The sequence below is a fragment of the Micromonospora sp. NPDC049799 genome, from assembly GCF_040656655.1.
Lineage (GTDB): Bacteria > Actinomycetota > Actinomycetes > Mycobacteriales > Micromonosporaceae > Micromonospora.
The window spans coordinates 1-12,390 of record NZ_JBFAMU010000116.1; the positions used below are offsets into that span (position 1 = coordinate 1).

Consider the following 12,390-nt stretch of genomic DNA (forward strand, 5'->3'; position numbering starts at 1 on the left):
CGCGGCGCGCGGTTTGGCCCCCCCCCCGGGTGCACCCCCGGCCACGTTACCCACCACCCCGGGGGGGTGGCCGGGCCCCGCCCCACCTCCCCCCCCCCGGGGGGGGGGCGCCCGCACCCCGCCCGCCGCGTCGGCGTGTCCGGGGCGGATCATCGTGCTCGCGGCCCGTCGCGGTGCGCGCAGACCGAGTGGCCGACGGTGGACCGGCTGTTCGTCTGATGCCCTCCCGATCATCCCTTCAGGAAGGTGGAGCGACGTCTACCACGGGGGTGTCCATGACAGGAATGAATCGACGGGCGCTATTGCGGACCGCCGCGCTGGCCGGCGCGGCCGGGCTGGCCGGCGGGTTGACCGCCGCGGCGCCCGCCGGCGCTGCGGAGACCACCGAGGTGGTCAACGGGCCGTGGCTGGTCAGCGTGGGCTGGGGGGTGCTCCAGGTCAACCCCGGGCGCACCACGCCGCGGCAGCTGCTCACCGACGGCGACCAGGCCACCACGTCGCCCGACGGGCGGTACGTGGCCTGGGTCAACAACGCCTGGTCGGGCGACGGTCAGCTCCTGCCCTATGTGTCGCTGTTCGACCGGGTCACCGGCGACATCCGGAAGCTGCTCGCCGACCCGCCCGGCGTTCAGTACGGCGCGCCGACCTGGTCCCCGGACGGCACGCAGATCGCCCTGGTCATCGGCAACGACACTCTGGTCGCGGTCGACGTGGCGACCGGCGGAAAGCGGGTGCTCGTCCAGGGGCACGCCATGTCGCACCCGAACTGGTCGCGGGACGGCTCGATGATCGTCATGCGGTGGGTCAGCCGCTCCGAGGGGCCGCAGCTGCGCACGCTGGAGCTGGCCACCGGCAAGGTACGGCCGATCTACACCCCCGAGGCGGCCGGCGAGCGCTTCCAGGAACCGGTCTTCATGCCCAACTCCGAGCGGGTCGTGTTCTGCACCAACCGCTGGACCCGGGACACCACGGTGCTCGGCGGGGCGGCGCTCGGCTCGGTGCGCATCGACGGCACCGGTCTCAAGCGACTCACCGACGAACCCCGCTACTACCTGTCCCCGGTGTTCTCACCCGACGGGCGCTACTGCGCCGCGCTGTCGATCCCGCCGACCAACGAGGCTCCCGACGGCGGCAACATCATCGTCTCGACCAGCGGCTTCGGCGAACCCTGGTGGATCCCGGGGGACGAGTACGACGACAGCAGCCGGCTCGACTGGGCCCGCGCCATCTGACCCGACACCGCCGACGCGGCGGCCGGACAACTGGCCACCGCGTCGGCGTACCCCACGGTGGATTTCCGCGCCGCCGCCCGCGAATTGTCGGGGACGCTGACGTGTCCGCGCTGCCCGTCCGCCGCCATATCGCCACGTTCGATAATGCACATTATGTCAAGTAGCGTTCCGGGAGGGGCCTCCCCGAGGCCGGTCAGGCGGTAAAGCTCACGCCGGCCGTGTCGACGGTCGAGGCCTTCCGCCCCGGCCCGCTCTGCCATCCCCAGTACAGGTTGGTGTGGGCGATGACCTGGTCCGGCGGCGGTGCGCCGTACGCGGTGAGGTCCTCGGTGGTGTGCGCGTCGCCGACCAGGTCGACGTCGTAGCCCCGCACGAAGGCCCCGTGCAGGGTCGCGCGGATGCATCCGTCGGTCTGCGCTCCGGCGACGACGAGCCGGCCCACCTGCCGCTCGGCGAGGACCGCCTCCAGGTCGGTGTCCTCGAACGAGTCGCCGTGGCTCTTGTGGACGAGCGGCTCGGTGGTCGACCGGACCAGCTCCGGCACGTACTGCCAGTCGTCGCTTCCGGTCGGCAGGCCGTCGTCGGTGTGCTGGACCCAGACCACCGGCACGTCCCGGGCGCGGGCCCTGTCGAGCAGCGTGTTGATGTTGGCGATGACGGCGTCGCGGTCGTGCGCGTCGGCCACCACCCCGTTCTGGACGTCGATGACGAGCAGTGCGGTGTGCGGCCTGTCCGGCAGGGTCGTCACGGCAGCTCCGTTCCTCGTGGCGGACCCGCCGATGGTAGGCCCGACCCCCGAGACGCGCGCCCAATCCCCTCCCCCCTGTGGGCCGGAACGTGAAAGTCATGCATAATAGTGCTTATGCATGACAAACGGGACGAATCGGTAGTGCATCTGATCGAGGAGTTCCTGACCGCGCGTGCCACCCGTAAGCCCTCCCCCCACACCCTGGAGGCGTACCGGCGGGACCTGCGCACGGTCGCGGCGCTGGTCGCGGAGACCCACACCCCTCCCCTCCCCCTCGGCACGTTGTCGATCTCCGCGCTCTCCCCCCGGGTCATGCGGACGGCCTTCGCGCGGTTCGCCGCTCCCCGGGCGTCTGCGTCGGTTCACCGGGCCTGGTCGAGCTGGAACAGCTTCTTCACGTTCCTGGTGGCCGAGGGGACGGTGGCGGGTAATCCGATGCCGGCGGTCGGCCGCCCCCGTGCACCGCTCCCCCAGCCCAAGCCGCTGCGGGGCGACGACACCCCGGAGGAGCTGCTCGCGGCGGTGGCCCGGGAGGACGGCCGGCAGCGCGACCCGTGGCCGGAGCGGGACGTGGCGGTCCTGGCGCTGGCGCTGTGTGCGGGGTTGCGCCTGTCGGAGCTGCTGTCGTTGCGGGTGTCGTCGCTGGGCGGCCGGGCGGGCGAGCGGCGGGTGGAGGTGGCCGGTAAGGGCGGGCGTCCGCGGGTGGTGCCGGTGGAGCCGGAGTTGGACCGGGTGCTGGAGTCGTACCTGGACAGTCGGGTGCGGCGGTTCGGGTCGCGGAGCGTGCGGCCGGACGCGGTGTTCCTGGTGGACCGGCGGGGTGAGCCGTTGCGGCGCGGTGGGCTGCAGTACCTGGTGGAGTCCTGCTACCGACGGGCGGGCATCGGTGACCGGGTGCCGCGGGGCGCGCGGCTGCACGCGTTGCGGCACACGTTCGCGACGCGGTTGGCCGAGGACGGGGCCGGCGCGGCGGAGATCATGCGGTTGCTTGGGCATGCGTCGTTGGCGTCGTCGCAGACGTACATCGAGGTGACGGCGGGTCAGCAGCGGGCGGCGGTGCGGTCGAACCGGACGCACCGGGTGTTGTCGGGGTTGCTGGGGGCCGGTCAGGAGTCGTGACGGTCGAGGATGGCCGGCAGGACGGTGGCGATGGCGGTGGTGGGGTCGAACGCGGGGTCGGGGTTGGCGAGCTGGTTGTTGAGCAGGCCGTCGACGAGGGCGAGCAGCAGGCGCAGGGCGGTGGCGGGGTGGCGGGCGCCGAGGGCGGCCAGGAGGGGTGCGGCCCAGGCGGTGAGGTCGGCCTGGCTGTGGGCGATCTGTCGCTGGAGGTCGGGCTGGTGGGCGGCTTCGCCGAAGATGGCTAGCCGGGCCAGGGTGAGGGCGCGGCCGTCGTGGGCGAGGTGGTGGACGAGGGCGCCGACGACGGTGGCGAAGGTGTCGGGGTCGACGGGGTCCAGGTCGCCGGCGAGGCGGTGCCAGCCGGCGGTCTCGGTGTCGAGGATGCGGGTGAGGACGCCGGCGAGGAGGGCTTCGCGGGTGCGGTAGCGGTTGGAGGTGGAGCCGGTGGGTAGGCCGGCCTGCTCGTCGACGGCGCGGTGGGTGAGGTGTCGGGGGCCGCGGGTGCCGAGGACGGTGATGGCGGCGTCGAGGATCTGCCGTTGGCGGGTGTCCACGGCGCTGAGACTACATCAGTAGTGTCGGTGACTACATCTGTAGTAAGGTGCGGGTCATGCGAGGCTCGGTGGCGATCGTCGGGGGCGGCGTCGGTGGGCTCGCCCTGGCGGGCGGGCTGCACCGGTCCGGGTGGGCGGTCACGGTGTTCGAACGTGCCGACGGGTTGCCCACGGTCGGCACCGGGTTGGGCATCTGGCCGTCCGCGCTACGGGCTCTGGACGAGCTCGGGTTGGGAACGGTCGCCCGCGAGCGGGGCCTCGTGCAACCGGACGGTGCGATGCGTCGCCCCGACGGGTCGGTGATCGCCACTTTGGACGTGGCGCGGATTCGGCGGCGCCACGGCGAGGGGGTGCGGCTGTTGTCGCGGCCGGCGCTGCTGGGGTTGCTCGCCGAGGCGTTGCCGGCGGGCGCGGTCCGCTTCGGCGAGGCGGTGACGGACCCGTCGGCGTTGACGGAGGCGTACGACGTGGTGGCGGGTGCGGACGGGATCCGCAGCGCGACGCGGGTGGCCATGTTCTCCGACCGGTTCCCACTGCGGTACTCGGGGATGACGGCGTGGCGGGGCACGGTGGCGATGGACCTGCCGGCCGGGGGTGAGACGTGGGGTCGGGGACGCAAGTTCGGGTTGACGCCGCAGGCTCCCGGGGTGACCAACTGGTACGCGGCGGTGGCCGCGCCGGAGGGGTTCCGGCCGCCGGAGGGTGACGTGGCGGTGCTGCGCCGGTGGTTCGGTGACTGGCACGATCCGGTCCCCGCGGTGCTGGACCGGGTGGACGCCGCGGGCGTGCTGCACCACGACGTGCACATGGTGCCGGCGTTGCCGTCGTACGTCCGGGGTCGGCTGGTGCTGCTGGGGGACGCGGCGCACGCGATGACCCCGGATCTGGGGCAGGGGGCCTGTCAGGCGTTGATCGACGCGGTGGCGTTGGTGGACGCGTTGGCGGCGTGCTCGGATGTGACGTCGGCGTTGGCCCGGTATGACGCGCGGCGTCGGCGGGCGACGCAGCGGATGGCGGCGATGGCGGCGTGGGCGAGCCGGTTGGCGCAGGTGCGGCGGTTCGTCGGCGTGCGGGACGCGGCGCTGCGGGCGGCGTTGTCGTTCGGTCCCCCGGGCTGATCGGCGGCTCAGGCGTGGGTGGGGCGTGCTGGCAGGATCGACGGATGCGGGTGGATGCGGCGCGGGCGGTGGCGGTCGACTGGGTCCGTGCGGAGTGCCGGCGGGATCCGGCGATCCGGGGTGCGTTCTTCAGTGGGTCGACGGTGGCGATGGCGGCGGACGCGGACCTTCCGGTGTGCTCCGACGTGGACGTGGTGCTGGTGCGCGACGAGCCGGCGGCCAAGGTCGGCAAGTTCCGGCATCGGGACGTGCTGGTGGAGGTCACGTCGGTGACGTGGGACGACCTGGGGACGCCGGAGGACGTGCTGGGGTCGTGGGTGTTCGCGCCGTCGTTCCGGACGGACACGGTGGTGGTGGATCCGACGGGCCGGTTGGCGGCGCTGCGCGAGCGGGTGTCGGCGGGGTTCGCGGAGGCGGTGTGGGTGCGGCGGCGGTGTGCCGGCGTACGGCGGCGGGTCGAGGACGGGTTGCGGGTGCGGGACGCTTCAGCGCCGCTGCACGCGCAGGTGACGGCGTGGTTGTTTCCGACGTCGATGGTGGCGTTGCTGCCAGTGGTGGCGGCGTTGCGGGATCCGACGGTGCGGCGGCGGTACGTCGTGGCACGCGCGGTGCTGGCGGAGGTGGGGGCGGTGGACCGGTATCCGGAGCTGCTGGGGCTGCTCGACGGTGGTGGTGTCGGCGCGGGCCGGGTGCGGGAGCACCTGGCGGGGATGACGCGGGCGTTCGACGAGGCGGCGCGTGTGGCGCGTACGCCGGTGTTCTTCGCCGCGGACATCACGCCGGTGGCGCGGGTGGTGGCCGTGGACGGCGGCGCGGAGCTGGTCGAGGCGGGATGGCATCGGGAGGCGATGTTCTGGATCCTGGCGACGTACGCCCGCTGTCACGCGATTCTCGCCGCGGACGCCCCGGAGCGGGAGGTGGCGTTGCGGCCGGCGTTCGAGGCGGCGCTGGCGGATCTGGGTGTGTTGTCGGCGGTGGACCGGTGGCGGCGGGCGGAGGCCGCGCTGGCCCTGCTGCCGCGGTGGGCGGCGGGGGGTGTCGTGGGCGAGGCGCACGGGCGGCCCGCGGTTTTCTAGCCGAGGTCGACCAGGAGCGGGCGGTGGTCGGAGATCGTCGACAGTGGGGTGCGTACGGCGGTGACCGGTGGGAGTTGGTCGAAGCCGTCGCGGTCGGCGAGGACGTGGTCGAGTTGGACGCGGGGCTGGCCGGCGGGGTAGGTGGGGCGTCGGCCCAGCGGGTGCCAGCCGGTGACGAGGCGGGCGGGGCCGGCGGGGAGGTTGAGGTCGCCGAGGAGGATCCGGGGGGCGGGCAGGGTGCGCAGGGCGCGGACGGTCTGGCGGAGCTGGTGGACGTTCCAGCCGGGGACGAAGGACAGGTGGGTCGCGGCGACGGTGAGGGGGCCGCGGGGGGTGTCGAGGACGGCGGCGAGTACGACGCGGGGTTCGTCGCGCAGGAGGATGAGGCCGCCGCCGGGGCCGGGTACGTAGACCGGCGAGCGGACGGGTGCGGGGCGCAGTCGGGTGACCTGCCAGGTGGTGACCTTGTGGCGGGTGACCAGGCCGATGCCGTAGCAGGGTTCGCCGTGGCCGTCGTCGTCGTGGCGCAGGGGGCGGAACTGTTCGCCGGGGGTGCCGACGACGGCGGCGGCGAAGCGGTGTTCGGCGGCGCCGAGGGCGCGGGCGGCGATGGCGGTGAGGTCCAGTTGGCCGCTGCGGCTCTGGTCGCGGTCGACCTCCTGCAGGGCGAGGACGTCGGCGTCGAGGGCGGTGACGGCGGCGGTGAGCCGGTCGGGGTCGACGAGGCCGTCGGTGAGGGAGCGGCCGTGCAGCAGGTTGAAGGTGGCCAGGCGCACCGTGTCACCTTACGTCGCCGTGGCATGGTTGCCGGGTGTTGAAGCTGCTGCTGTGCTCGATGCTGGTGTTCGTGGCGGTCGGCGCCGCCGGGGTGTGGTTGCGGCGTCGTCGGGGGCGGTGAGGCTGGCCACAGCGCGTCCCGTGGAGGCGGCGGGGGTGGGAAGAATGGCCGCCCGTGGACCCGTTCTCGCTGACCACCCTGCTCGCCGCGGCCGCGTTGGCCGGTTGGGTCGACGCCGTCGTCGGCGGTGGTGGGCTGCTGTTGCTGCCGGCGTTGCTGGTGGCGGCGCCCGGGTTGCCGGTGGCCACCGCGTTGGGTACGAACAAGCTCGCGGCGATCGCGGGCACGTCCACGGCGGCGGTGACGTTCGCGCGGCGGACGAAGCTGGACTGGGCGGTGGCGGGTCCGTCGGCGGGCCTGGCGGTGTGCTGCGCGGGGCTGGGTGCGGCGTTGGCGGGTGCGGTGCCGGCGTCGGCGTACCGGCCGGTGGTGCTGGTGGTGCTGGTGGCGGTGGCGCTGTTCGTGGTGCTGCGTCCGCGGCTGGGTGTGGTGGCGTTGCCGCAGCGGCGGACCCGGGTGCGGGTGGTCGCCGTGGTGGCGTTGGCCGGGGTGGGCATCGCCCTGTACGACGGGTTGATCGGGCCGGGGACGGGGACGTTCCTGGTGGTGGCGTTCACGGCGCTGGTGGGTGCCGATTTCGTGCAGGGGTCGGCGATGGCGAAGGTGGTGAACGCCGGCACGAACCTCGGTGCGCTGGTGGTGTTCGCGGCGACCGGTCACGTGTGGTGGCTGCTGGGCGCGGCGATGGCGGTGTGCAACATCGCGGGGGCGGTGCTGGGCGCGCGGATGGCGTTGCGGCGGGGCGCGGGGTTCGTGCGGGTGGTGTTGCTGGTGGTGGTGTTCGCGCTGGTGGCCAAGTTGGGCTACGACCAGTGGGCGGCCGGGTGATCCCCGGCCGGCGTGGTCGTGTGATCATCGGCTGATGCCGGTGCGCGCCGAACACGACCGGGCCGTCCTGGCGGAGCTGCTGGGGCGGGATCCGGTGCTGCACGCGTACGAGTTGGGCGATCTGGACGACTTCTTCTGGCCGTACACGTCGTGGTTCCGGTCCGGGGACGCGGTGGCGTTGCTGTACCACGGCGCTGACCTGCCGACGTTGCTGGCGTTCGCGCGGCCGGCGGACACGGCGGGGCTGTCGGCGCTGCTGGGTGAGCTGACGTCGGTGTTGCCGGCGCGGGTGTACGCGCACCTGTCCCCCGGTGTGGAGTCGGCGTTGGTGCCGGCGTTCCGGGTGGAGTCGGCGGCGGCGCACCGGAAGATGGCGCTGACGGATCCCGGTCGGTTGGCGTCGGTGCGGCCGGCGGGTGTGCCGTTGGGCCGGGACGACCTGCCCGCGGTGGAGCGGCTGTACGCGGCGGCCTATCCGGGCAACTGGTTCGATCCGCGGATGCTGGACACGGGGCGGTACGTGGGCATCCGCGACGGTGGCGAGCTGGTGGCGGTGGCCGGGGTGCACGTGTGGTCGCCGGTCTACCGGGTGGCGGCGTTGGGCAATGTGACGACCCTGCCGAGGGTGCGGGGTCGCGGGCTGGCCGCGGCGGCGGTGGCGGCGGTGTGCGCCGGGCTGCGCGACAGCGTGGACCACGTGACGTTGAACGTGCGGGCCGACAACACTTCGGCGGTGCGCCTGTACGAGCGGCTGGGGTTCACGGCGGTGGCCGACTATCACGAGTACCGGTTGACCGTTTTCGGTCACTGATCGGTGTCCCGGGCTGGCCTTCCGGTCCGGTCCGACGGTCCGGTTCGGCTCGACGGCCGGGCGAACGGTGCGATGTGCACGCGTGGCCGTCACCACCTGCATGTCCAGCCGACACGCGGCGTCAACAACCCGACGCGCAGTGTGGCACGTGTCGGACCGGTGCGGCGCTTCGCGGCCCCTAGCGTCTGCGGTCGAGGCCGGGCGGGTTTCGCGCGGCGGAGCTGAAGGAGCATCGGATGGCGACAGCGACAGTGCCCTGGCGGCGAGCCCGGGGGTTGGGGGTGGTGGCCGCGGCGACGGCGATGGTCACCGCGTTGGCCGTACCGGCGGCTGCGGCGCCGGGGGTGAGCCCGGCGGTGGTGGACCGCGACGCCGACCCGGGCACGTCAATTCCGGTCAGCAAGGTGGTGTCGACGCCGCCGATCCCGCCGAAGCCGGACGTGGTGCTGCTGGTCGACACGACCGGCAGCATGGGCGGGGCGATCGCGAACGTGCGGACGAACCTGCAGCAGGTCATCACCGACGTGCGGGCGGCGCAGCCGAGCGCGCAGTTCGCGGTGGCCTCCTACCGGGACACCGGCGACGGCGCGGAGTTGTTCCGCGTGCGGCAGAACCTGACCGGTGACGCGGTGGCGTTGCAGGCGGCCGTGGACGGGTTGGCCGCCGGCGGCGGCGGGGACACCCCGGAGGCGTGGGTGAACGCGCTGGTGGAGGTCTCCGAAGGGGCGGTGGCCTACCGGTCGGGCAGCAGCCGGATCGTCGTGCTGGTGGGTGACGCGCCGAGCCACGACCCGAGCAACGGGCGGACGCTGGCGCAGGCCGGCGCGGCGTTGCAGGCCGACGAGGCGCGGGTGATCGCGGTCAACGTCGCCGGGGCGGCCGGTGGGCTGGACGCCACGGGTCAGGCGGCGTCGGTGGTCGCGGCGACCGGCGGGCAGTTGGTGGACAGCTCCCCCGACACCGTGACGGCGGCGCTGCTGGCGGGCCTGCGGGACCTGGACGTGACGGTCACGCCCTCGGTTACCTCGTGCGATCCGGGGCTGTCGGTGACCTTCGACGCGGCGTCGCGGACCCAGCAGTCCGGCACCGACGTGCCGTTCGCGGAGACGATCACCGTGGCGGGCGACGCGGCGCAGGGCGCGGTGCTGCACTGCACGGTGGACTTCCTGCTCGACGGGGTGTCGGCCGGGGCGCCGTTCGTGCAGACCATCAGCGTGCGGGTCAACGACGTGACCCCGCCGACGGTCGTCGTCGACGACCGGACGGTGGAGGCCACCAGCCCGGCCGGCGCGGTGATCGACTACCCGGCGTCGGCGACGGACAACGTCGACGGGCCGCTGACCCCGACCTGCGTGCCGCCGCCGGGGTCGACGTTCCCGCTGGGCGACACGTCGGTCACCTGCACGGCGACCGACGCGGCCGGGAACACCGGCAGCGACACCGCGGTGATGCGGGTGGTGGACACCACCGCGCCGGCCACGGCGTGCGTGCCGACGAACAACCCCAGCGGCGACAACACCCCGGGCTCGTACAACCCGGACGGGTTCTACGAGCTGACGTCGACCGACGTGGTGGACACGGCGGTGGAGGTGTTCATCGTCGACTCGATGAACCCGTTGGTGCGGTTCGGGCCGTTCCCGGCGGGCACGAAGATCAAGCTGGTGCAGGCGCCGGGCGCGCAGTCGAAGGTGAAGGACGGCACCGGTGACATCGACTACAAGGTGACGTTGAACGGGGACGCGGTGATCACCGGAGTGGACGACGCCGGCAACGTCTCGACCCCGGCGGTGTGCCTGGTGGCTCCGCCGCCGAAGTGACCCGCGGCGTCCCGGTCCTGACCGGGTGACGCGTCGGCCGCCGGGCCCGTCGAGGGTCCGGCGGCCTTCCGCGTACGCGGACAGGCGCGCGTCGGGTGGGTCAGGCGCGGCGGCTGGGTGAGTCGAAGCGGCCGGCGCGGATCTCCCGGAGTGCCCGGCGGCGGACGTCGCCGCGCAGCGTGTCGACGTAGAGCCGGCCGGCGAGGTGGTCGGTCTCGTGCTGCAGGGCGCGGGCGAGGAAGCCGGTGCCGGCGATGGTGAGCGGCTCGCCGTGCTGGTCGAAGCCGTGGGCGGTGGCGTGCAGCGCGCGCGGTGTCGGGAAGTAGAGCCCGGGCACGGACAGGCAGCCCTCGTCGTCGTCCTGCAGTTCGTCGGACAGTTCGAGCGTCGGGTTGATCATGTGGCCGCGGTGGCCGTCGGCGTCGTAGACGAACACCTGCGCGCTGACGCCGATCTGCGGTGCGGCGACGCCGGCGCGGCCGGGCGCGCCGAGCAGGGTGTCCATCAGGTCGGTGACCAGGGCCCGCAGGTCGGCGTCGAAGCTGGTCACGGGTTCGGCGGGGGTCCGTAGGACCGGGTCGCCGATGATCCGGATGGGGCGCATGGTCATGCCGGCAAGATTATCGTCCCGCGTCGGGGGTCTGCGTGCGGTCACCGACGAGGGCCTCGACGCCGTCGAGGATGCGGGCGAGACCGAAGTCGAAGGCGCGGTCGGGGTCGGCGGCGGCCTGGTACTCCTGCCCGGCGGCGGTGCCGACGCGGGCGGCGAGGGGGAACCGGCGGGGGTCGAGGGCCTTCTCCAGGTAGGGGGCGTGGGCCTGCCACCACTGCTGCTCGGTCATGCCGGTGCGGGCGGCGGCCTGGGCGGCCTCGACGGCGCTGCGGACGGCGCCGTGGACGAACCCTCCGACGAGGGTGACGACGGCGTCCATCTCCAGGTCGGTCAGGCCGATGCCGTCGACGGCGCGTAGTTCGTACTCGTAGCGGGCGATGAGGTTGGGCCCGAGCGGGGGTCGGGTGGTGGCGACCTGCAGCAGCCACGGGTGGCGCAGGTAGCGGTCCCAGTTCTGCCGGGCGATGCGTTCCAGGCGTTCGCGCCACCCGCCGGCCGGCTCCTCGTCGGGGGGTGTTTCGCCGTGGACGGTGTCGAGCATGACGTCGAGGAGTTCGCCCTTGCCGGGGACGTAGGTGTAGAGGCTCATGGTGCCGACGCCGAGGCGTTCGGCGACGCGGCGCATGGACAGGGCGGCGAGCCCCTCGGTGTCGGCGACCTCGATGGCGGCGCGCACGATCCGGTCGACGGACAGGTCGGGTCGGCCCTTGCGGCTGGTGCGCTCGCGGGTGCGCCAGAGCAGGGCGAGGCTGCGGGCGGGGTCGCCGGTGCCGCTGTACTCGGTCGTCACACGGCTCACCCTACCGTCCGCCGTACCGTACGGTGTACCGTACAGCGGACGGTAGGCGACGGACGGGGGCGGCGGATGCGGACGGACGACGTGGCGATCGAGGCCGAGGGACTGCGCCGCCGGTACGGCGACACCGTCGCGCTGGCGGGCCTGGACCTGCGGGTGCCCGCCGGAGGAGTCTGCGGGCTGCTGGGCCCCAACGGGGCCGGCAAGACCACCGCCGTGCGGATCCTTACGACCCTGCTGCGGGCCGACGCGGGCACGGCGCGGGTCGCCGGGTTCGACGTACGGCGGCAGCCGGACCGGGTGCGTGCCCGTATCGGGCTGGTCGGCCAGCACGCCGCCCTGGACGAGGTGCTCAGCGGCCGGCAGAACCTGGTGCTCTTCGGGCGCCTGCACCACCTGCCCGCCGCTCGCGCCCGCGACCGGGCCCGGGACCTGCTGGAGCGCTTCGGCCTGACCGAGGCCGGTGACCGGCCCGTCGGCACGTACTCCGGCGGGATGCGCCGCCGCCTCGACCTGGCCGCCGGGCTGGTCCTCGACCCGCCGGTGCTGTTCCTCGACGAACCCACCACCGGGCTGGACCCGCGCGCCCGCGCCCAGGTGTGGGAGGCGGTCCGCGCGCTGGCCGACGGCGGCACCACGGTCCTGCTGACCACGCAGTACCTGGAGGAGGCCGACCGCCTCGCCGAGCGTGACCAGGAACGGCAGGTCGGTGAACGTGCGGACGTAGTCGACGAAACGCGGCGTTCGCCGGTCGACGAAGAACTCCTTGAGGATCACGTG

The 12,390-nt window shown here is 73.8% G+C and carries 13 protein-coding genes; 8 read left to right on the forward strand and 5 right to left on the reverse strand.

The window, feature by feature from the left end; translation table 11 throughout:
• The first annotated feature begins 275 nt into the window (after positions 1-275).
• Positions 276-1,232 carry a hypothetical protein gene (locus tag AB0I76_RS11985; RefSeq protein WP_357033681.1) on the forward strand — a complete coding sequence of 319 codons (957 nt, stop codon included), beginning with the start codon at positions 276-278 and terminating at the stop codon, positions 1,230-1,232.
• Between the two features lie 193 nt (positions 1,233-1,425).
• On the opposite strand, the gene AB0I76_RS11990 is transcribed toward AB0I76_RS11985, so the two are convergent.
• Positions 1,426-1,980: a cysteine hydrolase family protein gene (locus tag AB0I76_RS11990; protein ID WP_357033683.1), complete on the reverse strand. Its 555-nt coding sequence runs from the start codon at positions 1,978-1,980 to the stop codon at positions 1,426-1,428.
• Positions 1,981-2,094: 114 nt separating this feature from the next.
• On the opposite strand from AB0I76_RS11990, the gene AB0I76_RS11995 reads away from it, so the two are divergent.
• Entirely contained in the window at positions 2,095-3,099 is a 1,005-nt protein-coding gene (locus AB0I76_RS11995) for a tyrosine-type recombinase/integrase (protein ID WP_357033685.1), read from the forward strand.
• Here AB0I76_RS11995 and AB0I76_RS12000 read toward each other — a convergent pair.
• Positions 3,087-3,653 carry a TetR family transcriptional regulator C-terminal domain-containing protein gene (locus AB0I76_RS12000; protein ID WP_357033687.1) on the reverse strand — a complete coding sequence of 189 codons (567 nt, stop codon included), beginning with the start codon at positions 3,651-3,653 and terminating at the stop codon, positions 3,087-3,089. The genes AB0I76_RS11995 and AB0I76_RS12000 overlap by 13 nt on opposite strands.
• 56 nt (positions 3,654-3,709) lie before the next feature.
• Here AB0I76_RS12000 and AB0I76_RS12005 point away from each other — a divergent pair, with 56 nt between their 5' ends.
• Together AB0I76_RS12005 and AB0I76_RS12010 are read left to right on the forward strand one after the other, a co-directional pair.
• On the forward strand, positions 3,710-4,771 hold the full coding sequence (locus AB0I76_RS12005) for an FAD-dependent oxidoreductase (RefSeq protein ID WP_357033688.1): 1,062 nt from the start codon (positions 3,710-3,712) through the stop codon (positions 4,769-4,771).
• A gap of 44 nt (positions 4,772-4,815) precedes the next feature.
• Complete coding sequence (locus AB0I76_RS12010) at positions 4,816-5,847, forward strand: hypothetical protein (protein WP_357033690.1); 1,032 nt, start codon at positions 4,816-4,818, stop codon at positions 5,845-5,847.
• On the opposite strand, the gene AB0I76_RS12015 is transcribed toward AB0I76_RS12010, so the two are convergent.
• Positions 5,844-6,623: an endonuclease/exonuclease/phosphatase family protein gene (locus AB0I76_RS12015; protein ID WP_357033692.1), complete on the reverse strand. Its 780-nt coding sequence runs from the start codon at positions 6,621-6,623 to the stop codon at positions 5,844-5,846. The genes AB0I76_RS12010 and AB0I76_RS12015 overlap by 4 nt on opposite strands.
• Positions 6,624-6,799: 176 nt before the next feature.
• Between AB0I76_RS12015 and AB0I76_RS12020 the strand changes: the two genes are divergently transcribed.
• The 3 genes from AB0I76_RS12020 (at position 6,800) to AB0I76_RS12030 (ending at position 10,201) form a co-directional block, all read left to right on the forward strand.
• Positions 6,800-7,573, forward strand: coding sequence for a TSUP family transporter (locus AB0I76_RS12020; RefSeq protein ID WP_357033694.1), 774 nt, complete (start codon positions 6,800-6,802; stop codon positions 7,571-7,573).
• 34 nt (positions 7,574-7,607) lie between these two features.
• Positions 7,608-8,384 carry a GNAT family N-acetyltransferase gene (locus AB0I76_RS12025; RefSeq protein ID WP_357033696.1) on the forward strand — a complete coding sequence of 259 codons (777 nt, stop codon included), beginning with the start codon at positions 7,608-7,610 and terminating at the stop codon, positions 8,382-8,384.
• A gap of 236 nt (positions 8,385-8,620) precedes the next feature.
• Complete coding sequence (locus tag AB0I76_RS12030) at positions 8,621-10,201, forward strand: VWA domain-containing protein (protein ID WP_357033698.1); 1,581 nt, start codon at positions 8,621-8,623, stop codon at positions 10,199-10,201.
• Positions 10,202-10,301: 100 nt separating this feature from the next.
• Here AB0I76_RS12030 and def read toward each other — a convergent pair whose 3' ends face one another.
• Both def and AB0I76_RS12040 read right to left on the reverse strand, forming a co-directional pair.
• Positions 10,302-10,811 (reverse strand): peptide deformylase, encoded by a 510-nt coding sequence (def, locus tag AB0I76_RS12035; RefSeq protein ID WP_357033700.1) that lies wholly within the window; start codon positions 10,809-10,811, stop codon positions 10,302-10,304.
• Positions 10,812-10,821: 10 nt separating this feature from the next.
• On the reverse strand, positions 10,822-11,604 hold the full coding sequence (locus AB0I76_RS12040; protein WP_357033702.1) for a TetR/AcrR family transcriptional regulator: 783 nt from the start codon (positions 11,602-11,604) through the stop codon (positions 10,822-10,824).
• 75 nt (positions 11,605-11,679) lie between these two features.
• On the opposite strand from AB0I76_RS12040, the gene AB0I76_RS12045 reads away from it, so the two are divergent.
• Positions 11,680-12,390 (forward strand): ATP-binding cassette domain-containing protein (locus tag AB0I76_RS12045; RefSeq protein ID WP_357033704.1); only part of this gene is annotated, 711 nt, incomplete at its 3' end.

What these genes read in the sequence shown, in the direction of transcription:
- AB0I76_RS11985 (WP_357033681.1), top strand. Translation starts at nt 276, where the DNA reads ATGACAGGAATGAATCGACGGGCGCTATTGCGGACCGCCGCGCTGGCC.
- AB0I76_RS11995 (WP_357033685.1), top strand. Translation starts at nt 2,095, where the DNA reads ATGCATGACAAACGGGACGAATCGGTAGTGCATCTGATCGAGGAGTTC.
- AB0I76_RS12005 (WP_357033688.1), top strand. Translation starts at nt 3,710, where the DNA reads ATGCGAGGCTCGGTGGCGATCGTCGGGGGCGGCGTCGGTGGGCTCGCC.
- AB0I76_RS12010 (WP_357033690.1), top strand. Translation starts at nt 4,816, where the DNA reads ATGCGGGTGGATGCGGCGCGGGCGGTGGCGGTCGACTGGGTCCGTGCG.
- AB0I76_RS12025 (WP_357033696.1), top strand. Translation starts at nt 7,608, where the DNA reads ATGCCGGTGCGCGCCGAACACGACCGGGCCGTCCTGGCGGAGCTGCTG.
- AB0I76_RS12030 (WP_357033698.1), top strand. Translation starts at nt 8,621, where the DNA reads ATGGCGACAGCGACAGTGCCCTGGCGGCGAGCCCGGGGGTTGGGGGTG.
- def (WP_357033700.1), bottom strand. Translation starts at nt 10,811, where the DNA reads ATGACCATGCGCCCCATCCGGATCATCGGCGACCCGGTCCTACGGACC.